At 70.0% G+C, this 24934-nt stretch carries 23 protein-coding genes; 12 read left to right on the top strand and 11 right to left on the bottom strand.

Going from position 1 to position 24934, the window contains the following annotated elements:
- Positions 1-74: 74 nt before the first annotated feature.
- From ACFQ7F_RS27390 to ACFQ7F_RS27380, 3 genes are all read right to left on the bottom strand, one after another.
- A complete protein-coding gene (locus tag ACFQ7F_RS27390) occupies positions 75-755 on the bottom strand; it encodes a hypothetical protein (RefSeq protein ID WP_383275412.1) in 681 nt (226 codons plus the stop codon).
- Positions 755-1078 carry a PadR family transcriptional regulator gene (locus tag ACFQ7F_RS27385; RefSeq protein ID WP_383275409.1) on the bottom strand — a complete coding sequence of 108 codons (324 nt, stop codon included), beginning with the start codon at positions 1076-1078 and terminating at the stop codon, positions 755-757. The genes ACFQ7F_RS27390 and ACFQ7F_RS27385 overlap by 1 nt, the downstream gene beginning before the upstream one ends.
- A 211-nt stretch (positions 1079-1289) precedes the next feature.
- On the bottom strand, positions 1290-2342 hold the full coding sequence (locus ACFQ7F_RS27380) for a LacI family DNA-binding transcriptional regulator (protein ID WP_383275406.1): 1053 nt from the start codon (positions 2340-2342) through the stop codon (positions 1290-1292).
- 400 nt (positions 2343-2742) lie between these two features.
- Between ACFQ7F_RS27380 and ACFQ7F_RS27375 the strand changes: the two genes are divergently transcribed.
- The 4 genes from ACFQ7F_RS27375 to ACFQ7F_RS27360 all read left to right on the top strand — a co-directional run bounded on the left by ACFQ7F_RS27375 (position 2743) and on the right by ACFQ7F_RS27360 (position 8321).
- On the top strand, positions 2743-4557 hold the full coding sequence (locus ACFQ7F_RS27375; protein WP_383275403.1) for a coagulation factor 5/8 type domain-containing protein: 1815 nt from the start codon (positions 2743-2745) through the stop codon (positions 4555-4557).
- A gap of 48 nt (positions 4558-4605) precedes the next feature.
- Positions 4606-6528: a discoidin domain-containing protein gene (locus tag ACFQ7F_RS27370; protein WP_383275400.1), complete on the top strand. Its 1923-nt coding sequence runs from the start codon at positions 4606-4608 to the stop codon at positions 6526-6528.
- Positions 6529-6711: 183 nt separating this feature from the next.
- Positions 6712-7629 carry a DUF1996 domain-containing protein gene (locus ACFQ7F_RS27365; protein WP_383275397.1) on the top strand — a complete coding sequence of 306 codons (918 nt, stop codon included), beginning with the start codon at positions 6712-6714 and terminating at the stop codon, positions 7627-7629.
- A gap of 104 nt (positions 7630-7733) precedes the next feature.
- On the top strand, positions 7734-8321 hold the full coding sequence (locus tag ACFQ7F_RS27360; protein WP_383275394.1) for a DUF305 domain-containing protein: 588 nt from the start codon (positions 7734-7736) through the stop codon (positions 8319-8321).
- Between the two features lie 308 nt (positions 8322-8629).
- On the opposite strand, the gene ACFQ7F_RS27355 is transcribed toward ACFQ7F_RS27360, so the two are convergent.
- The gene (locus ACFQ7F_RS27355; RefSeq protein WP_383275391.1) at positions 8630-9544 is read right to left on the bottom strand and encodes a LysR family transcriptional regulator; all 915 of its coding nucleotides are present in this window, start codon (positions 9542-9544) and stop codon (positions 8630-8632) included.
- Between the two features lie 159 nt (positions 9545-9703).
- On the opposite strand from ACFQ7F_RS27355, the gene ACFQ7F_RS27350 reads away from it, so the two are divergent.
- Genes ACFQ7F_RS27350 through ACFQ7F_RS27325 form a run of 6 tightly spaced genes read left to right on the top strand, consistent with a single transcriptional unit; the run spans position 9704 to position 15937 of the window.
- The gene (locus ACFQ7F_RS27350) at positions 9704-10771 is read left to right on the top strand and encodes a fumarylacetoacetate hydrolase family protein (protein WP_383275388.1); all 1068 of its coding nucleotides are present in this window, start codon (positions 9704-9706) and stop codon (positions 10769-10771) included.
- On the top strand, positions 10768-11733 hold the full coding sequence (locus ACFQ7F_RS27345) for a cyclase family protein (protein WP_383275385.1): 966 nt from the start codon (positions 10768-10770) through the stop codon (positions 11731-11733). The genes ACFQ7F_RS27350 and ACFQ7F_RS27345 overlap by 4 nt, the downstream gene beginning before the upstream one ends.
- A gap of 26 nt (positions 11734-11759) precedes the next feature.
- Positions 11760-12941, top strand: a complete 1182-nt coding sequence (locus ACFQ7F_RS27340; protein WP_383275382.1) for an FAD-dependent oxidoreductase — start codon at positions 11760-11762, stop codon at positions 12939-12941.
- Positions 12938-13990 carry an amidohydrolase family protein gene (locus ACFQ7F_RS27335; RefSeq protein ID WP_383275380.1) on the top strand — a complete coding sequence of 351 codons (1053 nt, stop codon included), beginning with the start codon at positions 12938-12940 and terminating at the stop codon, positions 13988-13990. The genes ACFQ7F_RS27340 and ACFQ7F_RS27335 overlap by 4 nt, the downstream gene beginning before the upstream one ends.
- Positions 13991-13994: 4 nt before the next feature.
- Positions 13995-14927: a VOC family protein gene (locus ACFQ7F_RS27330; protein WP_383275377.1), complete on the top strand. Its 933-nt coding sequence runs from the start codon at positions 13995-13997 to the stop codon at positions 14925-14927.
- Between the two features lie 11 nt (positions 14928-14938).
- The gene (locus tag ACFQ7F_RS27325; protein ID WP_383275374.1) at positions 14939-15937 is read left to right on the top strand and encodes a fumarylacetoacetate hydrolase family protein; all 999 of its coding nucleotides are present in this window, start codon (positions 14939-14941) and stop codon (positions 15935-15937) included.
- Here the strand turns inward: ACFQ7F_RS27325 and ACFQ7F_RS27320 are convergent.
- From ACFQ7F_RS27320 to ACFQ7F_RS27305, 4 genes are all read right to left on the bottom strand, one after another.
- Positions 15921-17096 carry a spore photoproduct lyase family protein gene (locus ACFQ7F_RS27320; RefSeq protein WP_383275371.1) on the bottom strand — a complete coding sequence of 392 codons (1176 nt, stop codon included), beginning with the start codon at positions 17094-17096 and terminating at the stop codon, positions 15921-15923. The two genes, ACFQ7F_RS27325 and ACFQ7F_RS27320, sit on opposite strands and share 17 nt — an antisense overlap.
- 93 nt (positions 17097-17189) lie before the next feature.
- Entirely contained in the window at positions 17190-17531 is a 342-nt protein-coding gene (locus tag ACFQ7F_RS27315; RefSeq protein WP_383275368.1) for a DUF3140 domain-containing protein, read from the bottom strand.
- Positions 17528-17755: a DUF2945 domain-containing protein gene (locus ACFQ7F_RS27310; RefSeq protein ID WP_383275365.1), complete on the bottom strand. Its 228-nt coding sequence runs from the start codon at positions 17753-17755 to the stop codon at positions 17528-17530. The genes ACFQ7F_RS27315 and ACFQ7F_RS27310 overlap by 4 nt, the downstream gene beginning before the upstream one ends.
- Before the next feature lie 120 nt (positions 17756-17875).
- Positions 17876-19267: a GntP family permease gene (locus ACFQ7F_RS27305; protein ID WP_383275362.1), complete on the bottom strand. Its 1392-nt coding sequence runs from the start codon at positions 19265-19267 to the stop codon at positions 17876-17878.
- Between the two features lie 234 nt (positions 19268-19501).
- Here ACFQ7F_RS27305 and ACFQ7F_RS27300 point away from each other — a divergent pair, with 234 nt between their 5' ends.
- Positions 19502-21301: an ATP-binding protein gene (locus tag ACFQ7F_RS27300; RefSeq protein ID WP_383275359.1), complete on the top strand. Its 1800-nt coding sequence runs from the start codon at positions 19502-19504 to the stop codon at positions 21299-21301.
- On the top strand, positions 21298-21999 hold the full coding sequence (locus ACFQ7F_RS27295; RefSeq protein ID WP_383275356.1) for a response regulator: 702 nt from the start codon (positions 21298-21300) through the stop codon (positions 21997-21999). Before ACFQ7F_RS27300 ends, ACFQ7F_RS27295 begins: the two co-directional genes overlap by 4 nt.
- Before the next feature lie 77 nt (positions 22000-22076).
- On the opposite strand, the gene ACFQ7F_RS27290 is transcribed toward ACFQ7F_RS27295, so the two are convergent.
- The 3 genes from ACFQ7F_RS27290 to cysC are packed head-to-tail and all read right to left on the bottom strand — an operon-like array spanning position 22077 to position 24927.
- Positions 22077-23414, bottom strand: a complete 1338-nt coding sequence (locus ACFQ7F_RS27290) for a sulfate adenylyltransferase subunit 1 (protein ID WP_383275353.1) — start codon at positions 23412-23414, stop codon at positions 22077-22079.
- Positions 23414-24337, bottom strand: a complete 924-nt coding sequence (gene cysD / locus ACFQ7F_RS27285; protein WP_383275418.1) for a sulfate adenylyltransferase subunit CysD — start codon at positions 24335-24337, stop codon at positions 23414-23416. Before cysD ends, ACFQ7F_RS27290 begins: the two co-directional genes overlap by 1 nt.
- A 20-nt stretch (positions 24338-24357) precedes the next feature.
- Positions 24358-24927 (bottom strand): adenylyl-sulfate kinase, encoded by a 570-nt coding sequence (cysC, locus tag ACFQ7F_RS27280; protein WP_383275415.1) that lies wholly within the window; start codon positions 24925-24927, stop codon positions 24358-24360.
- Positions 24928-24934 lie beyond the last annotated feature (7 nt).

Here is a 24934-nt window from a genome sequence, read left to right as displayed (position 1 = left end):
CCCGAAGAAGGTGTCGCTCCCGCCGGGGGCTCTGGTCAAGGACCGTCGGCGCCAGCGCGAGGGCGGGAGGAGGGCTACAACGGCGGGCCCGCACCCCGCACGACGGAGAGGAAGCGCATCAGGGACATCCCGAAGTAGGCGCCCGCGACGACCGTGATGGTGGCCGCCATGGAGACCATCGGCCAGTCCAGGGACTCGGGATGGCTCAGACCTCGGTTGAGCAGCAGCAGGACGAGCGCACTGACCGCGCAGAGCAGGCCGATCAAGGCAGCGAGCGTGCTGGTGGTGACCGCCTGGTCCCGCTCGGCCGCCGCCGCCTCGAAGCCACTGCCCTTGCGCAGCCCGGACAGCGCTCCGGCCAGGGAGAGCACACAGCCGAACGCCACGAGCGAAAGGCCCGTCAGGAGCAGCGGCGGATGGCGGACCGCCCAGGGACCGGCTGGGCCGCCCAGCAGCGCGCACGCCCAGGCCGCCGCAAGTAACGGCAGCACGATCACCGCGCGCATGGAGAGCCGGTTGGCACTGATGCGCACAGTGGCGTCGTTGTAGGCACGGGCGACCTCGTTGGGCGGGCCCCACTCCTGGACGGCCCGGTGGGCGGCCTCCTCGGCATCCGGACACTCCTCGAGATTGCCCTCGGTCGCGCACTCGAGGCCGTCGAGCACCTCGTCGATGATCGCGCTCCGTCTGGAGTCAGGACCGACGAGGTGCCGAGCCAGGTGATCGGTGTACCGCCGCAGCACCGTCGCTTCCATCACATCCCCCCTCCCATCACGACCGAGATGACCGAGGAGACCTCCTGCCAGTCCATGCGCTTGTCGGCAAGGGCGCGGCGTCCCGCCGTGGTGAGGTGGTAGTTGCGACGGCGGCGGCCGTTGTGGCGCGCCCACTCGCTGCCGACGAGGCCCGCGGCCTCCAGCCGGTGCAATGCTGGATACACCGTGCCGGTCGGGAGGTTGATGGCATCGCCGCTGCGCCGCTTGAGCTCCTCGATCACCGCATACCCATGCAGCTGCTCAGGCTCCAGCACGGACAGCAGCATCCCTTCCAGGTTCCCTCTCAGGGTCTCCGCCTTCATGTCTAACCACACTACACATCAGGCCCCGAACCGGACATGGTCCGTCACGGCGTCCTGAGGTCCTGGCGCACCCCACCGACCACACCCTCCGGACGGGCGGCGCATCTCCAACCCGCGCACTCTCACCGGAACTTGAGCGACGCAGTAACCGCCGTGAACCGCTGCCGCCGACCGACCCCCGACCGACCGCGACGGCTACCGCCGACCAGGACTACGCCGATGCCCGCCCCACCAGCGTCGGGCAGAACACCATCGACAGCGGCGAGTCGCCCGGCTGCTTGATCCGCCCAAGGAGCAGCCGGGCCAGCTCGGCGGCCATCTCCTCCACCGGCTGCCGGACCGTGGTCAGCGCGGGCTCGCAGGCCCCGGCGGCCTCGCTGTCGTCGAAGCCGACCACCGCCACGTCCTGCGGCAGCCGCCTGCCCGCCCGCAGCAGCGTCTGCAGCACCCCTTGCGCCATCAGGTCCGACGCGACGAACATGCCGTCAAGGTCCGGGTGTTCGGCCAGGAGCCGCCGCGTCGCCTCGGCGCCGCCCACCCGCGTGAAGTCCGCCTCCGCCCAGGGCGCACCGGTGATGCCGTGCGCGGCCAGCGCGTCACGGAAGCCTTCGAGGCGTTCCTGAGCGGCGGGCATGTCCTGCGGCCCGGCGATGGTGCCGATCCTGCGGCGGCCTCCGCGGACCAGTCGGTCGACGGCCATCCGCGCCCCGGCCCGCTGGTCCACCTCCACGTACGGCAGCGGAACCGGCTCGGCGGGGCGCCCGGCGAGTACGGCGGGCAGGCCGGTCTCCGCGAGCAGCCGGGGCAGCGGATCGGAGGCGTGCGAGGAGACGAGCACCGTGCCGTCCACGTGGCCCTGCCGCAGATACGAAAGGAACTGCCGGCGCGAGGTGTCGTCGTCCACCAGCATCAGGACCATCTGGACCCCGGCCGGTCGCAGCACGTCGAGCAGCCCGCCGACCACCCGCCCGAAGTGGGGGTCGGAGAACATCCGGCCGACGAAGGGAGCCGCGATCGGTCGCCGTGCCCGCTCGGAGACCACCAGGGCTATGGAGTCGGTCCGTTGGGTCACCAGGGAGCGGGCGGCCTGGTTGGGTACGTACCCGGTGGCCTCGACGGCCTCCTCCACCTTGCGGCGCAGCACCGGGTCGACGGTGGGCGCGCCGTTGACGACCCGGGAGACGGTGGCGCGCGACACCCCCGCCGTCCGGGCCACGTCCTCCAGGGTCACCGGGCGGACGGGGCGCAGGGCATCGGCAGTCACGGGGTCCTCCACGGGGTCTTTATAGCAATCAAGTGGGCGGGCATTCAGGACTCCGCCCCTGATGGGGCATCAACTCCGTCCGATCACCGCCCCGTCGCGCACCGTCCAGCACCATAGGACATACCACCCACGCGTGAGCGATTGACGCCAACTTGCCCACACAGGCACCTAGTTGACTTCTCTCCACCGAGTCCGTACGACATCGTGCGCACCCCCTTGACGCGCCTTGTCGCAGACACAACTATCCAACGCGAGAGAGCGCTCTCTCAGCGATCTCCGTTCATGTTCTGAACTCGGATCGAATACCTGCGGCACCGCTCTGCCCCCATCACCCGGAGCGGTACCGCCCCCACCACCAGCACTCCAGCGCACCAATCACCCGCAACCAGAGGGACTTGCCATGTCTGAGCATCTGCCTGCGTCCGCCGCGAGGTCCACCCTCTCCCGCCGCACCGCCCTGGCCGCCGCTCTGGCCGTCCCGGCCACCGGTCTGCTCGCCTCCCAAGCGGTCGCCGCTCCCGACTCGCCCCCGGCGCAGGCCCCCGCCGCCCGCGGCCCCCGGCCCGCGAACGCCGCGGCTCCCGACTTCGGTCCGAACGTCATCATCTTCGACCCCTCCACCGGGGGTATCCAGGCGAAGCTGGACGAGGTCTTCAAGAAGCAGGAGTCGGCGCAGTTCGGCAAGGCCCGCTACGCCCTGCTGTTCAAGCCCGGCACCTACGGCGGCCTCAACGCCCAGATCGGCTTCTACACCTCGATCATGGGCCTGGGCCTGTCCCCCGACGACACGCACTTCAACGGTGACGTCACCGTCGACGCGGGCTGGTTCAACGGCAACGCCACGCAGAACTTCTGGCGTTCGGCGGAGAACCTCTCCCTCTCCCCGGTCAGCGGAGGCAACCGCTGGGCGGTCTCCCAGGCCGCCCCGTTCCGCCGCATGCACGTGCGCGGCGACCTGAACCTCGCGCCCAACGGCTACGGCTGGGCCAGCGGCGGCTACATCGCCGACAGCCGGATCGACGGCACCGTACAGCCGTACTCCCAGCAGCAGTGGTACACCCGCGACAGCTCGATCGGCGGCTGGCTGAACGCGGTGTGGAACATGGTCTTCTCCGGGGTGGAGGGCGCCCCCGGCGACTCCTTCCCCAACCCGCCCTACACCACCCTGAACAACACCCCGTACTCCCGGGAGAAGCCCTTCCTCTACCTCGACGGCGGCGAGTACAAGGTCTTCCTCCCCGCCCTGCGCACCAACGCCCGAGGCACCAGCTGGGGCCACGGCACCCCGCAGGGCCAGTCCCTCTCGCTCTCTGCCTTCTACGTCGCCAAGGAGGGGGACAGCGCGGCCACCCTCAACGCCGCCCTCGACCGTGGACTCCACCTCCTGCTCACCCCCGGCATCTACCACCTCGACCGGGCGATCGAGGTCAAGAAGGCGAACACCGTCGTCCTCGGCATCGGTTACGCCACCCTCATACCGGACAACGGAGTGACCGCGGTGAAGACCGCCGACGTGGACGGGGTGCGCCTGGCCGGGTTCCTGGTCGACGCCGGTCCGCAGAACTCCAAGACGCTCGTCGAGGTCGGCCCCGCGGGCGCGAGCGGCTCGCACGTCGGCAACCCGACCACCGTCCAGGACGTGTTCATCCGCATCGGCGGCGCGGGCGCGGGCAAGGCGACCACCAGCATGGTGGTCAACAGCCGCCACACCATCGTCGACCACACCTGGGTCTGGCGCGCCGACCACGGCGACGGCGTCGGCTGGGAGACCAACCGGGCCGACTACGGCGTCGTCGTCAACGGCGCCGACGTGCTCGCCACCGGCCTGTTCGTGGAGCACTTCAACAAGTACGACGTGCAGTGGAACGGCGAGCGCGGGCGCACGATCTTCTACCAGAACGAGAAGGCGTACGACGCGCCCAACCAGGCGGCCATCCAGAACGGCAGCATCCGGGGCTTCGCCTCGTACAAGGTCGCCGACTCCGTCACCACGCACGAGGGATGGGGACTCGGCAGCTACTGCTTCTACAACGTCGCTCCGAACATCGTGCAGGAGCACGGTTTCCAGGCCCCGAACAAGCCGGGCGTGAAGTTCCACCACCTGCTCGTGGTCTCGCTCGGCGGCAAGGGGCAGTACGCGCACGTCATCAACTCGACCGGCAGTCCCACGTCGGGCTCCGACACGGTGCCGTCCACGGTGGTCTCCTTCCCCTGACCGCACCCCTCCGTCCCGAGTCGTCCCCACACCCGCAAGGAGAGCACCATGCGCTCCGGCACCTCCCGAAGAAAGAGACTCACCCCCGGACTCACCTCCAGACTCACCCCTGTCCTCGCGCTGGCGACGGCCTGTGCCCTGACCCTCCTTACCGGCCTCGCGTCCGCCGCGCCGGCCGACCCTCCCGGCGCGGTCGCCGCAGCGGCCTGGGACACCGACCGCGCCGCCGAGGCGTACACCGCGAACCCGGCATCGGCGACCGCGTCCGGCAACGAAGCGGGCACCCCCGGTCCTGGCGCCGCCTTCGACGGCAACGCGTCGACCCGGTGGTCCAGCCAGTTCGCCGACGACGCGTGGATACGCCTCGACCTCGGCGCGACCCTCCGCGTCGATCGCGTAGTCCTGGACTGGGAAGCCGCCTACGGCAAGAAGTACGTCCTGGAGGTGTCCAAGAACGGCACCGACTGGACCTCCTTCTACACCGAGACGGCGGGCACGGGCGGCTCCGTCACCGCCCACACCTACCCCCAGGAAGTGACGGGCCGCTACGTCAGGATGCGCGGCGTCGAACGGGCCACGCCCTGGGGCTACTCACTGCACGCCTTCAAGGTCTACGGCGGCGCACCCGCCCCGGCCTCGACGACCCGCGCGAACCTCGCCCTGAACCACCCCGCCCGCTCCAACCGCTACCAGCACGCGGGCAATTCACCGGCCTTCGTGACCGACGGCGGCTGGCCCGCCGACCTGAAGGCCGACCAGACCCGCTGGTCCAGCGACTGGAACGCCAACCGCTGGATCTCGGTCGACCTGGGCGCACGCTCCACCATCGACACCGTGGACCTGTACTGGGAAGCGGCCTACGCGGTCGACTTCGAAGTCCAGGTCTCCGACGACAACCAGACCTGGCGCACGATCCACAAGCCCTCCGCCGCGGAGGTCGCCGCGCGCCGGGCGGACGTCAAGTCTCCCGCCGACGCGGTGGGACGGCACGACAGCGTGAAGCTCTCACAGCCCGCGACCGGCCGCTACGTGCGGATGCTCGGCAAGGAACGCCGGTCCTTCTACAACCCGGCCCCCTCCACGGCACAATTCGGCTACTCCCTCTACGAGTTCCAGGTGTGGGGCACGGGCGGCAGCGCGTCCGCCGCGTATCCGGCGCTTCCGGGTGACCAGTCGGGGACGTACAAGACGACGTTCTTCGACGACTTCACCGCAGCGGGCCTGGACCGCTCCAAGTGGCGTGTCGTCAGGACCGGTCAGGAGATGGGGTCGGTCAACGGCGAGTCGCAGGCGTACGTCGACTCCACGAACAACATCCGCACGGAGAACGGCAGTCTGGTCCTACAGGCCAAATACTGCGACAACTGCACCACCGCGGGCGGCGGCACCTATGACTTCACCTCGGGCCGCATCGACACCAACACCAAGTTCGACTTCACGTACGGCAAGGTCAGCGCCCGCATGAAACTGCCGGTCGGCGACGGATTCTGGCCCGCCTTCTGGATGCTGGGCAGCGACGTGGACGACCCGAACGTCTCGTGGCCCGCCTCCGGCGAGACCGACATCATGGAGAACATCGGCTACGCGGACTGGACGAGCTCCGCCCTGCACGGCCCCGGTTACTCGGCGGACGGCAACATCGGCGCACGCCAGACCTATCCGAACGGCGGCACCGCCGACCAGTGGCACACGTACGCGGTGGAGTGGACGCCGACAGGCATGCGCTTCTACGTCGACGACCGCGTCGTCCAGGAGACGACCCGCAACAAGCTGGAGTCCACGCGGGGCGAGTGGGTCTTCGACCACAACCAGTACGTGATCCTCAACCTCGCCCTGGGCGGCGCCTACCCGGCCGGCTGGAACAAGGTCGCCCAGCCGTACTGGGGTCTGCCGCAGTCCAGCGTCGACAAGGTCGCGGCGGGCGGGGTCAAGGCGGAGATCGACTGGGTGCGGGCGGAACAGAAGGGGTGAGACTCCCTGCCGGGTGGGGAGCGGGGGCTCGGTTCTCGGCTCCGCCACCCATCGCCCGACGCTCGAAGTCCGAAGCCCGAAGCCTGAAGCCTGACGCCTGGCGCCTGGCGCCTGGCGCCTGGCGCCCGAAGCCTGGCGCCCGGCGCGAACTTCCCCCTTCACACCAAACAGATTGGAGCCCCCATGTCCGGACACCCCTCTCCCCCGAAGCCGGAACCACCCCGTAACCGGCGGCGTCGGCTGCCCCTGCCCATCGCCCTGTTGGCCCTGGTGCTGCCCTTGCTGGGCGTCACGCTCCCCGAGAGCGGCGCGCAGGCGGCAACCCCTCCGAAGGCAGACGTCGTACGCGTGGCCGAGTTCCTGGCCGAGTGCCCCGCGAGCCACCGCGCACCGGACGACCCGATCATCTTTCCCGGGCTGCCCGGCGCCTCCCACATGCACAGCTTCTTCGGCAACACCTCGACCGACGCCCACTCCGACCTGGGCAGCCTCAACGGTTCCGCGAGCACCTGCGCCCCCGACACCGATCTCTCCGCCTACTGGGTGCCGACCCTGTACAAGGGCAACACCCCGGTGGAGCCGACCGGAACCACCTTCTACTACCTGGGCGAGGGGGTCAGGGACGACATCATCGCCAAGACCAAGCCCATTCCCCGCGGCCTGCGCATCGTGGCGGGCAACGCCAAGGCCACAGGACCGAACGACAACACCATCTCCCGCTGGTCCTGTCTGCACCACGGCGAGGTCGGCTCGTCGCACGACTTCGTCAACTGCCCGGCCGGGTCGATGCTGGAGTCCTACCTCGACTTCCCGCAGTGCTGGAACGGCAAGGACCTCGACTCCGCGGACCACAAGAGCCACATGTCCTACCCGGTGAACGGCGCCTGCCCCACTTCCCACCCGGTTCCGGTGCCCAAGCTCCGTCAGGTCCTGCGCTATCCCGTCAACGGCGACCCGTCGAACCTTCGGCTCGCTTCGGGGGCGGGGTACACGATGCACGGCGACTTCATCAACGTATGGCCCGAGGCGGAGATGGAACGCCGGGTGCGCGACTGCATCAACCCCATCATCAAGTGCGGTGCGGACGGCCGTCCCTCCTGAACGTCTGGCCGCCTGGCTGACTCACCCACATCCACCCCCATCAAGCCCCATGCCCGGCCGGACTCCCCTCCGGCCGGGCATGGGCCCGTCCACCGGAAGCCCTCATGAAGTCGGCACCCGCGCTCGCCCTGTCCCTGTTCCTGTCCCTGCTCTTGTTGCTCGGCGGCTGCTCTGCACCGCCCGCACCTCCGGCAACCCCCACCACCTCCACCTCCGCCTCCACCGGCCCCTCCCTCCCAGGGGCGACCGCCACCGACAGCGGCTGGATCCAGCTGGTGATCCCGATGGACGATCAGGCCGAAGAGCTTCTCGACCTCACCAAGGACCGCGCCCACGCCCGCACTTCAGAGTCGGATCTGGCGACTTGGGCGACCGGACTCGCCAAGGAGCACCGGGCCGAACTCGCCCGCCTACGCCCCCTGTTGCACCGCATGGGCCTGCCCGACACCAACGTGCACCAGGGCCACGACATGCCCGGCATGGTCACCGAGAGCGACCTCGACCGGGGTCGTCGGCTGACCGGCGCCGCCTTCGACCGCTTCGTACTCCAGGAGCTCCGTGACCACCTCAGCCACTCGCAGCGCGTCTCCCGCTCCGCCGCGCGCTCGGCGGGCAGCAACGAGGTCCGTCGCCTCGCCGCCCGCATCGCCGACACACGCGCCGACCAGCTGAGAGCACTACCCAGCCGGTAGGAGACCGACAGGGTGCAACGGTTCGTACCAAATCCGCACATGTGTACGGACGCGAGAGCAAAGACGGAGTAACGTCGTGGTGGTGCGATCGGAGCGGCTGGTTGATGGCGGCCGCCGCGCACTGGGTGGCGACGGCCACCCGGGACGCGAGGAGCGAGGCTCCCCCTCGTCGCTTCCTCGCGCGGTGCCCTCCAGAGGTGAGATGCGGGATCCTCCCACCCACGAAGGGCTCTGGCGGGAGCCGTGTCGTCGGTGATGCGGCTCCTGTCGACCGAGAGCGCGTGCCCACTGATCTCGGAGCCGCGCCCTCATTCCGCCTTCTCCCTGATCCGGCCGCCGACCTCGGCGGCTGTCTCCCGCAGCCAGATGTGCGCCGCGTCGTGCGTGTGCACCGGGTGCCACCACAGGGCCTCCCGCAGCGGAACGGCCTCATAGGGCGGCGCGAGGGTCCTGACCGGGGCGACCGGGGCGAGCAGCCGGGCGAGCCGCTCCTGGACCAGGGCGATCCGCCGTGTTCCGGCCACCAGGAGCGGCAGCGCCTGGAAGCTGTCCACGGACACCTCGACGCGGGGCTCGATACCGAGCATGCCCAACTGCCGTACGGCGGGGGCGTCGTAGGTCCGCTGGTAGGTCACCCACGGCAGCCGGGCCAGGTCCTCGCGGGTGAGACGATCGCCGACGTCGGGATGGTCGTCCGCGACGAGGAAGACCCATCGGTCCTCGTAGAGGTCGGTGGCGGGGAAGTCGCTGACGACGCCGTGCGGCATGAGCAGTCCGTCGGCGGCGCTGAGCAGTACGCCGGTGTCGTCGACCACGGTGGTCGGGGTCTGGGTGAAGCGCAGCCGGATGCCGGGCGCCGACTCGTGCACCGTGCGGGCCAGTTCGGCGCCGAAGACGGCGACGGCGTAGTCCGACGCGAGGAGTCTGAACTCCCGCTGTTCATGGGCCGGATCGAAGCTCGCCTGGCTGCTGAAGAGGCGGTCGAGCAGGTCGTAGACGGTGGAGGTGCGGTCGAGGAGGACCTGGCCGAGAGCGGTGAGTGAGTAGTGTCCGCCGTTTCTGGCGAGCAGTTCGTCGTCGAAGTGCCGGCGCAGCCGGGCCAGGGCCGCACTCATCGCGGGCTGACTGAGCCCGACCCGCTCCCCGGCGCGGGTCACGTTGCGCTCTTCGAGCAGGGCGCGCAGCGCGACGACGAGGTTGAGGTCGAGACGGGCCAGATTCATGACGTTTCCCTGTGTATGTGGCACGAAATGTGGCACGAAATGTGGCACGGCAATCCGTCCACCATAAACGTGGTGGATTCCGGGTATCCACAGAATCGATTTCCCTGATCCGTGGTGTCGGGTTCAGATTGGTCACACCGCAATCAGGAGGACATGTTCGTGAAGGCCGAACCCGCATCCGTAGCCTCACCCGCTTCCGCATCCGCATCCGCATCCGCATCCGCGCTATTTGCCGGGCCCTTCGCCCTCGGCACCCTCTCCGCCCCGGATCAGACGGCCCTTGCAGGGTTCCCCGCCCTCGTGACTCCCGACGGGCAGGCGATCGACGTACGCGCGGCTTTCGCAGAGCACACGTCTTTCGGAGAACCCGCGCTGACCGTGCGTGGACTGCTTGAGCGCTGGGACGAGTTCCTTCCCCGGCTGCGCGCGCTGGCCGCCGATGCCGGTGCGGCGCGACGGCCGCTGGCGGAGTTCCGGGTGCACGCTCCGGTCGAGCCGCGGCAGGTCTTCCAGTCCGGCGCCAACTACCGCAAGCACGTCATCGACCTTCATGTCGCCCACCGCGCCCCGTCGGACGAGCGATCCGACGAGGAGCGGCGCGAGGAGGCCGCCGCGCTCATGGACCGGCGGGCGGCCGAGGATCTGCCGTACGTGTTCATCGGTCTGCCGAGCGCGATCACGGGTCCGTACGACGATGTCGTGCTGCCCGCGTGGGCCCGGCAACCCGACTGGGAGCTGGAGTTGGCCGCGGTCATCGGCCGGGCCGCCCATCGGGTGCCGGTGGACGAAGCGCTGAAGTACGTCGCCGGATACACGATCGCCAATGACCTCACCGACCGGGCGAGCGTGTTCCGCCGGGACATGCCGCAGATCGGCACCGACTGGCTGCGCAGCAAGAACGCGCCAGGCTTCACCCCGCTCGGCCCGTGGATCGTGCCCGCCGAATCGATCGCCGAGCCCGGCGATCTGCGGGTCACCCTGAAACTCAACGGCGAGACCATGCAGGACGAGTCCACCAAGGACATGATCTTCGACGTCGCACGCATGATCTCCTACGCTTCCCAGACGGCTCAACTCCTGCCCGGCGACTTGGTGTTGACGGGTTCACCGGCCGGGAACGGCATGCACTGGGGGCGTCTGCTGCGCGACGGGGACGTCATGGACGGCTCCCTCACGGGTCTCGGCGCTCAGCGCACCCGTTGCGTGGCCGAGGAGCCGGCGCCGTGACGCCGCCGGACCGCACCGACCCGGAGGGCGCCATCGCCCGCGCCGCCAAGGCGTACTCCAACTGGGGCCGTTGGGGTGAGGACGACGTACTCGGCACCCTCAACTTCCTCGACGAGGCCAAGCGCCGCGAAGGTTCCGCGCTCGTGCGACGAGGCGCCAGCTTCTCGCTGTCGCAGCGGTTCGACATGGATGGTCCGCAGAAGGGCTGGCGGCGGCGCACCAACCCGGTGCACACCATGCTGGACACCGGAACCGACGCGGCGCTCGGCAACCAGGGCTTCCCGCACGGGCTCGGCGGCGCCGACGACGTGGTAGCCATGCCACTGCAGTGCTCCACGCAGTGGGACGGGCTCGGGCACATCTTCGACCACGGCAAGGCCTGGAACGGGCGGCCCTCGGACCAGGTCGTGACCTCCGACGGCGATTTGGTCACCGGCATCGAGCACATGGCCCCGCACGTCGCAGGACGCGGTGTCCTGCTGGACGTGGGCCGGGTCGTGGGCGAGGACGGCGAGCTGCCCGACGCGTTCGCCGTCACCGAGGCGCATCTGACCGCGACCGCCGAGGCGCACGGTGTGGTGATCGGCCGCGGCGACATCGTCGTCGTGCGCACCGGACAACTGAGCCGAGCACGACGCGAGGGCTGGGGCGACTACGCAGGCGGCCCCGCGCCGGGCCTCTCCTTCACCACGGCGGGCTGGCTGCACCGCACCGAGATCGCCGCGATCGCCACCGACACCTGGGGCTTCGAGGTCCGTCCGAACGAGTTCGAGCACGCCTTCCAACCGCTCCACCAGGTCGTCATCCCCAACATGGGGCTGCTCATCGGCGAGATGTGGGACCTGGAGTCGCTGGCCGCCGACTGCGCGACGGACGGCGTGTACGAGTTCTGGCTCACCGCCGCTCCCCTGCCCATCACCGGCGCCGTAGGCTCGCCGGTCAATCCCGTCGCCGTCAAGTAGGCAGCGCAGCAGAGGAGTTACCCCCAATGAGCACACCCACCCGATCGGTTCTCGTCATAGGCGGCGGCGCGGCCGGCAACGCGGCCGCGATCCTGCTGCGCCGGGCGGACATCGCCGTGGACCTGATCGAGGCCAAGGACGACTGGAACGCCACCGCGGGCTCCGGCATCACCTTGCAGGGCAACGCGCTGCGCGTCCTGCGTGAGCTCGGCGTGTGGGAGCGGGTGCGGGCATCCGGCCACGGCTTCGGAACGGTCGGCATCACCGCACCGGACGGCACCGTCCTGCACGTCGCCGAGGACGTCCGTACCGGCGGCGACGACCTGCCCGCCACCGTCGGCATTCAGCGCCCGCGGCTCCAGCAGATCCTCATCGACGCCGTCCGTGCGTCGGGGGCCACCGTGCGCCTGGGCGTCCGGGCCGCGTCCCTGGACCAGGACCAGGAGCGGGAGCGGGAGCGGGACCAGGACCGGGACCAGGACCGGGACCGGGACGGTGTGACGGTGGACTTCACCGACGGTACGACCGGGCGCTACGACCTGGTGATCGCCGCCGACGGTGTCAGCTCCGCCACCCGCGCCGCGATCGGCATCACCGCCGAGCCTGAACCCACCGGCATGGCCATCTGGCGCATCGCCGCCCCCCGCCCCGAAGGCGTCGTCCGCACGGACCTGACCTACGGCGGTCCGGCCTACATCGCCGGTTACTGTCCGACCGGCGAGTTCACGCTCTACGCGTACGTCGCCGAGGCCAACCGGGACCGTGCCTCGATCCCGCCGGAGTCGTACGCCGACGAGATGCGCTCCCTCGCACGGCACTACGGCGGCTTCTGGCCGGAGATCACCCCGCACATCACCGACCCGGCGAAGGTCAACTACACCTGGTTCGACCAGATGCTGGTGGAGGGCTCCTGGCACCGGGGGCGGGTGGTCCTGGCCGGTGACTCCGCCCACTGCTGCCCGCCCACCCTGGCGCAGGGTGCGGCGCTCTCCCTGGAGGACGCGCTCGTCCTCACCGAGCTCCTCACCGGCGCCGATGAGTGGGACGACGCCTTGTTCCAGGCGTACTACGAGCGGCGCATCCAGCGGGTACGTCCCGTCGTGGAGGCATCCGTGCAGATCGGCCGGTGGCAGCTGGACGGGGTGCGCGACGCCGACGTGCCCGGCCTGATGGGCCGCACCATGGCCCTGCTCAAGGAGCGCCCGTGAGTCACCCGACCGTTCCCACCGTTCCCACAGCTCCCACCGTCGATGTGCACGCGCACGTCCTGCTGCCCGAGGTCGATGCGCTCGTGGCCGGGCTGCCCGGCCACGCGGAGGCGAAGGCGCTGGACGCCCGCCGCAACGGCCGAGCCGCCCTCGCCGTCAGCGGCCCCATGGTGCGCGAGCGCATCCCCCGGCTCACGGACGTCTCCGTACGCCTGGCCGCGATGGACGCCCAGGGTGTGGACGTACAACTGGTCAGCCCATCCCCTTCGCACTACCACTACTGGGCCGACGAGGAGACGGCCGAGAAGGTGTACCGGCTGGCCAACGAGGCGACGGCGGCGCACTGTTCGGCGGCCCCCGCCCGCCTCAAGGGCCTCGGCCTCGCGCCGCTCCAGCACCCCCAACAGGCAGTTCAAGCCCTCGAACACGCCCTGGAAGAAGGCCTATTGGGCATAGAGATATCGAGCCACGCCCCGGGAAGCGAACTGCACGAAGCGCGCGAACTGTCCGACCCGGCCTACGAGCCGCTCTGGACCCGCGCCGACGAGACGGGCGCGCTCATCTTCCTGCACCCCTTCGGCTGCACGCTCGACGACCGCCTCGACCAGTGGTACCTGTCCAACACCGTCGGACAGCCCACCGAGAACGCCGTCGCGCTCTCCCACCTCATCTTCTCCGGCGTCCTCGACCGGCATCCGGGCCTGCGGCTGATAGCCGCGCACGGAGGCGGCTATCTGCCCACGCACATCGGGCGCTCCGACCACGCCTGGTCGGCCAGGACCGACGCGGGCGCGTCCTGCGCCCACCCGCCGAGCAGCTATCTCAAACGCCTCTACTTCGACTCGCTGGTCCACGACCCCCATGTGCTGCGCGAGTTGGTGCGGGCGGCCGGTGCGGACCGGGTGCTCCTCGGCTCGGACTTCCCCTTCGACATGGGCAGTGAGGATCCGGTCGGTGCGCTGCGGGCCGCGCGGCTGACCGACGCCGACCTCGACGCCGTACGCGGCGGCAACGCAGCCGCCCTCCTGCAACTTCAGCGAAAGGCCTGACACCATGCGCCTGCTCACCCACCTCAGGCACGTAGACCTGGCCGTCCCCGACTACGACAAGCAGCTCGACTTCTACTCCGGCGTCTGGGGCCTGACCAAGGTCGCCGAGGACTCCGGCATCTCCTTCCTTGCCGCGGAGGGCTCACCCGAGCAGTACGTCGTGCGCCTGCGGAAGGCGGACGAGAAGCGCCTCGACCTCGTCTCGTACGGCGCGGCATCCCGGGCGGACGTCGACACGCTTGCCGAGGAACTCGCAGTGGGCGAAGTGCAGTTGGTCACGCAGCCGGGCCAGGTCGACACCCCCGGAGGCGGCTACGGCTTCCGCTTCTTCGATGTCGACGGCCGCACCATCGAGGTCTCCACGGACGTCGAGGTCCGGCAGCACCGCAAGATCGAGGAGAAGGAGGCGATCCCGGTCAAGCTGTCGCACGTGGTCCTCAACTCCCCTGATCTGAACCGGACTCGGGAGTGGTACGAACGTCACCTCGGCTTCGCCCTGTCGGACACGCTGAGCTCTCCCCACATGGGCGAGGTCATGCACTTCATGCGGATCAGCAACCAGCACCACTCCATGGCCATCGCCCAGGGCCCGCACACCGCCCTGCACCACGTCTCCTTCGAGATGCGCGGCCTGGACGAGTACATGCGCGGCTCGGGCCGTGTCATGCGCGCCGGGTTCAAGAAGATCTGGGGGCCTGGCCGACACATGGCGGGCGACAACACATTCACGTACTTCCTCGATCCGCACGGCAACACCGTCGAGTACACGACGGAGTTGGAGGAGCTGGACGAGGACACCTGGCACCCGCATGTCTACGACTTCTCCCGGCCCGAGGTCACCGACCAGTGGGGCACCGCCAACCCCATGAACGAACTCATCGCCAAGGAGTCGTTCAACGACCCCGACCGAGGCGTGTTCATCGCCCCGCCGGTCTGAGAGGCGACCTCATGCGTTTCGCCACCTACGAACAGCAGCACCGCACGGGGGTCGCCGTGGTCGATGAGACCGGCACCCTCTACCCCGTGCCCGGTGCGGACTCGCTGACGCTGACCGAGCTGATCGACGCCACAGGCGGCCTGCCGGCCCTGCTCGACGCCGGGGCCACCGCGTTGGGCGGACGACGACCAGTCCCGCACCTGTCCCAAGTGCGGCTACTGCCCCCGCTCCGACCCACATCCATCCGGGACTTCGTCACGTTCGAGGAGCACGTCGAGGGAGTACGCCGCTCCGTGGACGGCCTGAGCGGCGTTCCCGAGCGGTGGTACGCGGCACCGACGTTCTACTTCGCCAACCCCCACGCGGTCTTCGGCCCGCACGACGACATCCCGATGCCGCCGGGCTCGACCGTCCTCGACTACGAGCTGGAGGTGGCCGCGGTCGTCGGCCGCGAGGGCCGTGACCTCACCCCGGCCCAGGCCCGCGATCACATCGTCGGCTACACCGTCTTCAACGACTGGTCCGCACGCGACCTCCAGTCGGCCGAGATGAAGGTCGGCCTCGGTCCCTGCAAGGGCAAGGACACAGCGACCACGCTCGGCCCGTACCTCGTCACCGCCGACGAACTGGAGCCGTACCGCGACACCGACGGCTTCCTGCGCCTGGCCCTGACCGCAGAGGTCAACGGCCAGGTGATCGGCGAGGATCTCCTCTCCAACATGAGCTGGACCTTCGAGGAGATGACCGCGTACGCCTCACGCGGCACGGTCGTCCGCCCCGGCGACATCCTCGGCTCCGGCACGTGCGGCAACGGCGGCTGCCTGGCGGAACTATGGGGCGTACGAGGCGAACAGACGCCACCCCCGCTGAAGCCCGGGGACACGGTCACCCTCACGGTGGAGGGGATCGGCACGCTCACCAACACGGTGGTGCCCGGACCTGCCCCGCTCCCTCTGCCTCCGGCCCGCCGCCGCGGTCGGGAGCGCCCTCACCTCAAAAGGCGTACCTGACACGCAGCCACGGTGTGTGCGCCGCAAGGAGCTGCTGGATTCGCGTCAGGGCCTGCTGCTTGATCTCCAGGGAGTAGCGAACGTTGGCAGCGCCGTTCTGGGAGCGCTTGGTCTCCTGTGCCGCCGGCTGCCACAGCACGTCCTCGGCGCGGGGGTGCCAGCCCAGGTTGACCTCGTGGAGCTGCTCGTTGTGGGTCAGCATGATGACCTCGGCCGCCGCCTGCTCCTTCACTCGGGCGGGCAGGACGTCGTCGAGGTGGGTGAGCAGGTCGGCCCAGTCCCGCTGCCACCCGGGGCGGAGGACGACGGGCGAGAGGTTGAAGTGGACCTCGTATCCGGCATCGAGGAAGTCGGCTGCCGCGGCGATCCGCTCGTCGATCGGGCTGGTGCGGATGTCGAGGAGGCGGGCGTCGTCGGCCGGCATGAGGGAGAAGCGCACGCGAGTGCGCCCCCGCGGGTCGAGTGCGAGCAGGTCGGGGTTGACGAACTTGGTCGCGAAGGAGGCTTTGGCGGTCGGAAGGCCGCGGAACGCGGCGACGAGATCGGCCGTGTTGTCGCAGACCAGGGCGTCGACGGAGCAGTCACCGTTCTCGCCGATGTCGTAGACCCAAGCCTCGGGATCACACTGGTTGGGTTCCGTCTTGGGGCCCTGGGCCCGTACGTGACGCCGGACGTGGGCCACGATCGCCTCGATGTTGGTGAACAGCGTGATGGGGTTGGCGAAACCCTTGCGGCGGGGGACGTAGCAGTAGGCGCAGGCCATCGCGCAGCCGTTGGAGGGGCCAGGGGCGATCCAGTCGGCCGATCTGCCGTTGGGGCGCGTCGCGAGCGTGTGCTTGACCCCGAGGACGAGCGTCTCGGTCTTGATGCGGACCCACCGGCCGATGTTGCCGTCGTTGCCGTGCAGGGCGGGGATGTTCCAGTGACTGGCGACCTCGGTCACGCGCGCGTCCGGCAGCCGGGCCATGATCTGCTGGCCGCGCGGCGAGTCGAGGGCCGCCGGTTCCGCGTAGACCTCCCGTACGTCGAGCATTCGGCGTGCCTGCGGGCTGTCCCGGAACGCACCGTGCACGGCCTGGGCCGGTGCGGCGTCCGACCACCCGAAGAGCGCTTGCTGCTCCGGCTCTCCCGAGGCGGGCTCTCCCGCCGTCTGACCCACGTGCTGTTCCTCTCCGTCTCTCCGCCTGTTCTTTCCCTCGCCCGGGGAGTCGCGATGGTGCGGCGAGGGTCTGGCGACGGGGAGCGCCGCCTCTCAGTCCACCGGGTCGTGGCCCCAGTTCATGAGGGAGTACCGCCAGGGCGTATCCGTCACGTCACCGGATGGCCGCTGTTCGAGGTGCCGGTGCACATAGCCGACCACCTTGCGCATGTGCGCGATGTCGGCGTCCGTGAGGTCGGCCTTCTTCGTCTCCAACAGTTCGACGATACGGCGCCCTGACGCGTGCCCCACGCTCTCCCCGTTGCCTTTCGCCTGACCCACGCTCTTCGAGTCATCCGTGGTCAGCCACTTCTTCAGGGTGCGGGGCGCCATATTGACGGCCTCACCGAACTCGTCGATGACGTCCTGCCGACTCGAGTCGCTCGTCCCGCTCACGAACCGTTGCCCTTCTTGCGCAGGGACTCAGGCTTGTGAACGGCTCTGCGGCCGGACTTGTCACTCTCCACCTCGTACTGCGGTTCGTCCTTCGAGGCGTCGACGGTCCTGCCCGCCACATCGGCGCGTTCCGTGACCTTCTTCTTCACTTTGCCCGGAACGGTCTGCCCATGGCTGCTCCAGGAGACCTGGTCACCCTTGTCGAGCTTCTTGCCCTTGGCCACGATCCGCACGCTCCTCGGTTCCGGCCCCCCGATGGACGACGCTCTTCACTGTTCCGCTCTTCGGGGCTCGGCGCATTCCGGCGGACCGCTACAGCCTCGCCGGGCTCCAGACTCTCGTCGTCAGGCCAGCGTCGATATCAGTAGCGCCATCAGCAGTCCGCAGACGCTCACGATGGTCTGGATGGCCGTGTGTGACTTCGTGGCCTGGCCCAGTGTCATTCCGAAGGACTCCTTCACCAGCCAGAAGCCCGCGTGGTTCACGTAGTTGAGGCCGATCGAACCCGCGCCGATGGCCACCACCAGCAGCGAGGTGTGCAGAGTGCTGCCGCCCTGGGCGAGAGGGGCGAGGATGCCCGTCGCGGCGACGATGCCCACCGTGGCGGAGCCGGTGGAGAAGGACAGGAGCAGGGCCATCAGCCAGCCGAGCACGATCACGTTGATGTGCATGCCGGATGCCGCGGATTCGACGGCCTGACCGATCCCGGAGTCCTCCAGGACCTGGTTGAAGGCGCCGCCGCCCGCGATGATCAGCAGGATGCCCGCGACGGCCTTCAGACTGTCCGCGAGTGAGGAGCGGATCGAGTCCGACGACAGGCCGCTGCGGTATCCGAGGGCGAACAGTGCGAAGAGGAAGCCGATGAGCATGGCGATCACCGGCTCACCGGTGAAGGTCAGTACGTGCCGTACCTCGCTGGACTCGTCGTACGCGAGTTCCGCGATGGTGCGCAGGAGCATCAGGACCACGGGGACCAGAACGGCGGCGAGAGCCCAGCCTGTGCGGACCTTGCTCGCACTCTGCTCTCGCGGTTCCTCGCCGGTGCCGGTGCCGGTGAATTTGGCGATCAGCTCCGGGTCGGGGCGCACGTCCAGGCGCGGGGCTATCCATCGGCCGTACACCGGGCCCGCGACGATGATCGTGGGGATCGCGCAGACCAGGCCGACGGCGATGGTCATGCCGAGATTCGCGTGCAGGCCCTCCACCGCGACCAGCGGGCCGGGATGCGGGGCCACCATGCCGTGCAGGGTGGACAGGGCGCCGATCGCGGGCGCAGCCAAGTACACGTACGGGGATCCGTTGATCTTGTGCGTACGTTCCAGGCGCTGGGCCACGCTGAAGATCAGCGGCAGCAGGACGATGAGGCCGATCTCGAAGAACATCGGGATGCCGATGACGAAGGCCGCGCCCGTCACGTACCAGGGCAGCGAGCGGGCGCTCGCGCGGTCGACGATGAGGCGGGCGATCCTGTCCGTGGCGCCCGATGCCGAGAGCAGCCGCCCCAGCATCGCGCCGAACGCGAGCGTGACGCCGACGTCGCCGAGGATGCCGCCCGCACCCGACTCCAGGGATTCGGCGATCTTCTCGACGGGCTGTCCCGCCGCCAGGGCGACCCCGACCGAGACGGTCATCAGGGCGATGAAGGGGTGGAACCGGAGCCGGGAGTTGATCAGCGTGATCAGCGCGGCGATGGCTGCCGCCAGGATGATCAACAGCGTCCACGTGTGGCCCGTCACAGTCGGCGTCCCGACCGGTCTTCGGGGCCCGCGGGCAGGCCTGATGCCAGGCATGAGGGCATGCGTGATGCAGTGAGTGCCATCGTCATTGAAGAACTCCTGATATGCGGCTCGTTGTGTCCCGGCGGGAACGTATCGGCCGGTCGCCCGGCGCCTCCAGGTTGTGCTCGTAACCCGTGAAACCCCTGATCTGAGCGTTCTGCGCACGGTCCGCGCCGGGGTTACCGTCGGCTGGTGAGAATCGTCGAACCGCCGGGGCGAGTACGGCCCCGGCTGCGGACCCGGTTGCGGCTGCGGACCCAGGTGCTGCTCCTGCAGTGCGCGGTGGTCGCGGTCACCCTCGCCGCGGCTTTCGCCGCCTTCGCGTACTCCAATGAGCACCGGCTCGACCGGGAGTACCAGCTGCGTGCGCTCGCGGTGGCCCGGACGATCGCCTCCGAGCCCTCCGTCAGGCGCGCCACCGCCGAGTTCTCCGCGGGCAACGACCGCCCCGGAAGCGGCGCGGCGCACACCTCGCGCGCGACGCTCGCGAAGGGCACGGCGCAGACCGTGGCAGAGGCCGCGCGGGTCAGGACCGGGTCACTGTTCGTCGTCGTCACGGACGACCGGGGCATCAGGCTCGCCCACCCGGAACACTCACAGCTGGGCAGGAAGGTGAGCACCGATCCCTCCGGCGCGCTCGCCGGAAACGAAGTGCTTGCGCGGCACCGCGCCCACCTCGGTGAAGAGGTCGTCGCGAAGGTTCCCGTGTACGCGCCCGGTTCGACCACCGAGGTCGTCGGCGAGGCGAACGCGGGGCTCGCCGTGTCCGCCGTACAGGCCCAGTTCCTGCGCGTCCTGCTCGGTGGCCTCGGCTGGCTCGTGGTCGCCCTGCTGCTCGGCGTCGCCGCGTCCGCGCTCCTCGCCAGGCGGTGGAAGCGGCTGACCCTCGGGCTCGAGCCCGAGGAACTGGCCGGCCTTGTACAGGAACAGGAGGCGGTCCTGCACGGCATCGGCGAAGGCGTCCTCGCCCTGGACACGGAGGGCAAGGTCACGGTCGTCAATGACGAGGCGCGTCGGCTGCTGCTCGTGCCCGACGCCGCCTCCGGCTGTGATCTGGGAGAACTGGAGGAACTGGGGCTGACTCCCCGGGTGGTCGATGCGCTGCGCAGTCCCGGCCCCGGACCCGCTCACGGTCCTGTCATGACCGCCGTCGGTGAGCGGGTACTGGTGATCTCATCCCGCAAAGTGCGCCGGGACGGGCGCGATCTCGGCACGCTCCTGACCGTCAAGGACCGCACCGACGTGGAATCCCTGACCCGCCAGCTCGACGCGGTGCAGGCCATGAGCTCGGCGCTGCGCGCGCAGCGCCACGAGTTCGCCAACCGGCTGCACGTCGTCTCCGCGCTCGCCCACGGCGGGCACCTCACCGAGACCACCGAGTACATCGACACGATCCTCGGTACGGGACCGCTCGGCGAAGCGCTGCCGGGCATCGACGCGGTCCGTGACTCCTATCTGCGCGCCTTCCTGTCGGCGAAGGCCGCACAGGCGCGGGAGAGCGGGGTGACCCTGGTCATCGGGGGCGCCACCTGGGTCGACGGCACCCTCGACGCACCCGTCGACGTCACCACCGTGTTCGGCAATCTCGTGGACAACGCGATCGAAGCCGCCAAGGACGGGCAGCGGGCCCGGAAGTTCGTCGAAGTGGAACTCATGACGGAGGACACCACCTTGCTCATCACCGTCGCCGACACCGGTGACGGTGTCCCGGTCAATCCGGTCAATCCGGTTCCTCATGAGGACGACGTGTTCCGGGAAGGCGTGTCCACGAAGAACCACGCCTCGGTCGTCGGCGGACGCGGCATCGGCCTCGCCCTGGCCCGCCAGATCGCCCGCACCAGGGGTGGTGACGTATACATCGCGGAACCCGGCGGGCCCCCACAGGCCGACGCGGAGGCCGACGTGGATATCGACCGGCCCCCCGAACAGGTCTCCGGCGGCGCGGTGTTCGTGGCCCGGCTCCCCGATGTCATGGAAGCGGGACAACGATGACTGACCGCGCGGCAGCCGAACGAGAGCCGTACTCCGTCCTCGTGGTCGACGACGACTTCCGCGTCGCCGGGATCCACGCCTCGCTGGTCGAAGAGGTGCCCGGCTTCAGGGTGGCCGGCACCACGCACACGGCGACGGCGGCGCTGGAGGCCGTCGACGCCTTCGCGGCCGCCGGTTCGGCCGTCGATCTGGCCCTGGTCGACATCTATCTGCCCGACGGTTCCGGCATCGATCTGCTGCGCCGCCTGGACTGTGACGCCTTCGTTCTCAGCGCGGCGGCCGAGGGGCCTGTGGTGCGGCGCGCGCTGTCGGCGGGCGCGTTGGCGTATCTGGTCAAGCCGTTCCCGCCGGAGCTGCTCGCGGAGAAGCTGCGGGGCTACGCCCGGTTCCGGCAGCTGACGGACGCGGAGTCCGTGGACCAGAGCACCGTCGAGAGCACGTACCGCGCACTGCGGGAGACCGTCGGCCGCCGCCCCGACCGTCGGCCCACCACCCGTACCGTGACGGCCGACGCGGTGCTGACCGCCGTACGGAACTCTCCGAAGCCGCTGTCCGCGGGGGAGGTCGGCGAACTGATCGGCGTCTCACGCGCCACCGCGCAGCGCTACCTCGCCTCGCTCGTCTCCTCGGGCCTCCTGCGGATGACCCTGCGGTACGGGACGACGGGGCGGCCCGAGCAGGAGTACCGGATGCAGTGACGGCCGCCTGCCCGTGCCCCGAACCCGGTCAGGGCACGATCAGGGCACGGGCGGGGCACAGGCAGCTCGGCTCGTCCTCAGCCGGTGGAGAGGTCCTCCTCCCCCGCCATCCCCGCGGCCAGCGTGGTGCCGTCCGCCGGATCGATCAGGAGGAACGAGCCCGTGCGACGCGAGTCGGCGTACGCGTCGAGCGCGATCGGGTCCGCGGTGCGCAGCACCACCCGGCCGATGTCGTTGGCCGACAGGGACCCCGGATCGGGGCTGCGGCCGAGGTCGGCCAGGGTCAGCCGGGACGGGATGTCCTTGACGATCGCCTTCACCGTGCGGGTGGTGTGCTTCAGGAGTACCCGCTGCCCCACCGTGAGCGGCCGGTCGGCGAGGTGGCAGACGGTCGCGTCGACGTCCCGGGTGACCGCGGGCGCGCAGGCGCTCGGTGCGATCAGGTCGCCGCGCGAGATGTCGATGTCGTCGGCGAGCAGCAAGGTCACCGACTGCGGGGCGCGGGCACTCGCGCTCGGCTCGCCGAGGACGTCGATGCCGGTGATGGTGCTGGTCCGCCCGGCGGGCAGCACCGTGACCTGCTCGCCGACCCGGAGCACCCCGGACGCGATCTGGCCCGCGTAGCCGCGGTAGTCGCGGTGTTCGGGGCTCTGCGGGCGCACGACGTACTGGACCGGGAAGCGGGCCGGGGCCTCGGTGGCGCGACCGCCCACCGCGACCGTCTCCAGGTGTTCAAGGACGGTGGTGCCCGCGTACCAGTCCATGTTCGCGGACGCGTCCACCACGTTGTCGCCGAGCAGCGCGGACACCGGGACGGCGGTCACGTCGTGGATGCCGAGCGACGCCGCGTACGTGGTGAACTCGTCGGCGATCGACGCGAACGCCCTCTCCTCGAAGCCGACCAGGTCCATCTTGTTGACGGCGAGCACCACCTGCGGGACGCGCAGCAGGGCGGCGACCGCGGCGTGCCTGCGGGTCTGCTCGACGATGCCGTTGCGCGCGTCGACCAGGATGACCGCCAGTTCGGCGGTGGAGGCGCCGGTGACCATGTTCCGGGTGTACTGCACGTGGCCCGGGGTGTCCGCGAGGATGAACCGGCGCTGCGGGGTCGCGAAGTAGCGGTAGGCGACGTCGATGGTGATGCCCTGCTCGCGCTCGGCCCGCAGGCCGTCGGTGAGCAGCGCGAGGTCCGGTGTTTCCTGGCCGCGCCGGAGAGAGGCCGCCTCCACGGCCTCCAACTGGTCGGTGAAGACCGACTTGGAGTCGTGCAGGAGCCGGCCCACCAGGGTGGACTTGCCGTCGTCGACGGACCCGGCGGTGGCGAGGCGCAGGGTGTCGACGGCAGGCGCGGGCGCGACCGCGACCGGCGGTGTCGGCACGGTGTCGTTGGCTGTCCTCAGGTCGATCGTGGTCATCAGAAGTACCCCTCGCGCTTACGGTCTTCCATGGCGGCCTCGGACATCTTGTCGTCGGCGCGGGTGGCGCCTCGCTCGGTGAGCCGGGACGCGGCGATCTCGGTGATGACGGCGTCCAGCGTGGTGGCGTCGGAGTCGACGGCGCCGGTGCAGGACATGTCGCCCACCGTGCGGTAGCGGACGAGGCGCCGCTCGACCTTCTCGCCCTCCCTGGGCCCGCCCCAGTCGCCCGCGGTCAGCCACATGCCGGAGCGCGCGAACACGTCCCGCTCGTGCGCGAAGTAGATCTCGGGGAGCTCGATTCCCTCGCGGGCGATGTACTGCCAGACGTCGAGCTCGGTCCAATTGCTGAGAGGGAACACGCGGACGTGCTCGCCCGGCGCGTGGCGGCCGTTGTAGAGCTGCCACAGCTCGGGGCGCTGGCGGCGCGGGTCCCACTGCGAGAACTCGTCCCGCAGCGAGAACACCCGCTCCTTGGCGCGGGCCTTCTCCTCGTCGCGGCGCCCGCCGCCGAACACCGCGTCGAACCGGTGCTCCTGTATCGCCTCGGTCAGCGGCACCGTCTGGAGCGGGTTGCGCGTCCCGTCGGGGCGTTCGCGCAGCTTGCCCGCGTCGATGTACTCCTGCACGGACGCCACGTGCAGCCGAAGGCCGGACCGCAGGACCGCGCGGTCTCGGTAGTCGAGCACCTCGGGGAAGTTGTGTCCGGTGTCGACGTGCAGCAGGCAGAACGGCACCGCGGCGGGGGCGAACGCCTTACGCGCCAGATGCAGCATGACGATGGAGTCCTTGCCGCCGGAGAAGAGGATCACCGGCCGCTCGAACTCCCCCGCCACCTCACGGAAGATGTGCACCGCCTCGGACTCCAGGTCGTCGAGGTGGGTCAGCGGTGCGGGAGGTGCGATCGTCGTCAGAGACGTCATCTCGCTCGTCAGGGTCGTCATCACACCAGCCCCCTGTCCGCCAGCAATGCCCAGACCGCGTCCGCCGACTCCCGTTCGCTCCTGCGGTGGGTGTCAAGGCGCAGTTCGGGGCGCTCGGGGATCTCGTACGGGTCGTCGACGCCGGTCAGTCCTGTCAGCTCGCCGGACGCCTGCCGGGCGTAGAGGCCCTTGACGTCGCGGGCGCCGCACACCTCGACCGGGGTGGCGACGTGCACCTCCAGATACGCGGCGTCGCGGGCGGCGTGGCGGGCCCGGACGGCGGCGCGGCTGTCGGCGTACGGCGCGATCACCGGAACCAGCGCGATCACACCGTTGGCGGCGAGCACCTCGGCCACCAGGCCGATCCTTCGTACGTTGGTGTCCCGGTCGGCGCGCGAGAAGCCGAGCTCGGCCGAGAGGAAGCGGCGGATCTCGTCGCCGTCAAGGACCTCGACGCGGCGGCCCGCGGCGCGCAGCCGATCGGCGAGGAGTCCCGCGATGGTGCTCTTCCCCGCGCTCGGCAGGCCGGTCAGCCAGACCGTGGCACCGCAGGTGCAGTGGCAGGGAGTGGGAACTGTGGGTGGAGGCAGGGGGGCG

Source organism: Streptomyces sp. NPDC056486 (assembly GCF_042795295.1).
In the GTDB taxonomy this organism is placed as follows: domain Bacteria; phylum Actinomycetota; class Actinomycetes; order Streptomycetales; family Streptomycetaceae; genus Streptomyces.
This window is presented reverse-complemented; position numbering and strand designations above follow the sequence as displayed.

Excerpts from the sequence above, each read along its gene's own strand:
- ACFQ7F_RS27390 (WP_383275412.1), bottom strand. The coding sequence starts at position 755 with ATGGAAGCGACGGTGCTGCGGCGGTACACCGATCACCTGGCTCGGCAC.
- ACFQ7F_RS27385 (WP_383275409.1), bottom strand. The coding sequence starts at position 1,078 with ATGAAGGCGGAGACCCTGAGAGGGAACCTGGAAGGGATGCTGCTGTCC.
- ACFQ7F_RS27375 (WP_383275403.1), top strand. The coding sequence starts at position 2,743 with ATGTCTGAGCATCTGCCTGCGTCCGCCGCGAGGTCCACCCTCTCCCGC.
- ACFQ7F_RS27370 (WP_383275400.1), top strand. The coding sequence starts at position 4,606 with ATGCGCTCCGGCACCTCCCGAAGAAAGAGACTCACCCCCGGACTCACC.
- ACFQ7F_RS27365 (WP_383275397.1), top strand. The coding sequence starts at position 6,712 with ATGTCCGGACACCCCTCTCCCCCGAAGCCGGAACCACCCCGTAACCGG.
- ACFQ7F_RS27360 (WP_383275394.1), top strand. The coding sequence starts at position 7,734 with ATGAAGTCGGCACCCGCGCTCGCCCTGTCCCTGTTCCTGTCCCTGCTC.
- ACFQ7F_RS27355 (WP_383275391.1), bottom strand. The coding sequence starts at position 9,544 with ATGAATCTGGCCCGTCTCGACCTCAACCTCGTCGTCGCGCTGCGCGCC.
- ACFQ7F_RS27340 (WP_383275382.1), top strand. The coding sequence starts at position 11,760 with ATGAGCACACCCACCCGATCGGTTCTCGTCATAGGCGGCGGCGCGGCC.
- ACFQ7F_RS27330 (WP_383275377.1), top strand. The coding sequence starts at position 13,995 with ATGCGCCTGCTCACCCACCTCAGGCACGTAGACCTGGCCGTCCCCGAC.
- ACFQ7F_RS27325 (WP_383275374.1), top strand. The coding sequence starts at position 14,939 with ATGCGTTTCGCCACCTACGAACAGCAGCACCGCACGGGGGTCGCCGTG.
- ACFQ7F_RS27295 (WP_383275356.1), top strand. The coding sequence starts at position 21,298 with ATGACTGACCGCGCGGCAGCCGAACGAGAGCCGTACTCCGTCCTCGTG.
- ACFQ7F_RS27290 (WP_383275353.1), bottom strand. The coding sequence starts at position 23,414 with ATGACCACGATCGACCTGAGGACAGCCAACGACACCGTGCCGACACCG.
- cysD (WP_383275418.1), bottom strand. The coding sequence starts at position 24,337 with ATGACGTCTCTGACGACGATCGCACCTCCCGCACCGCTGACCCACCTC.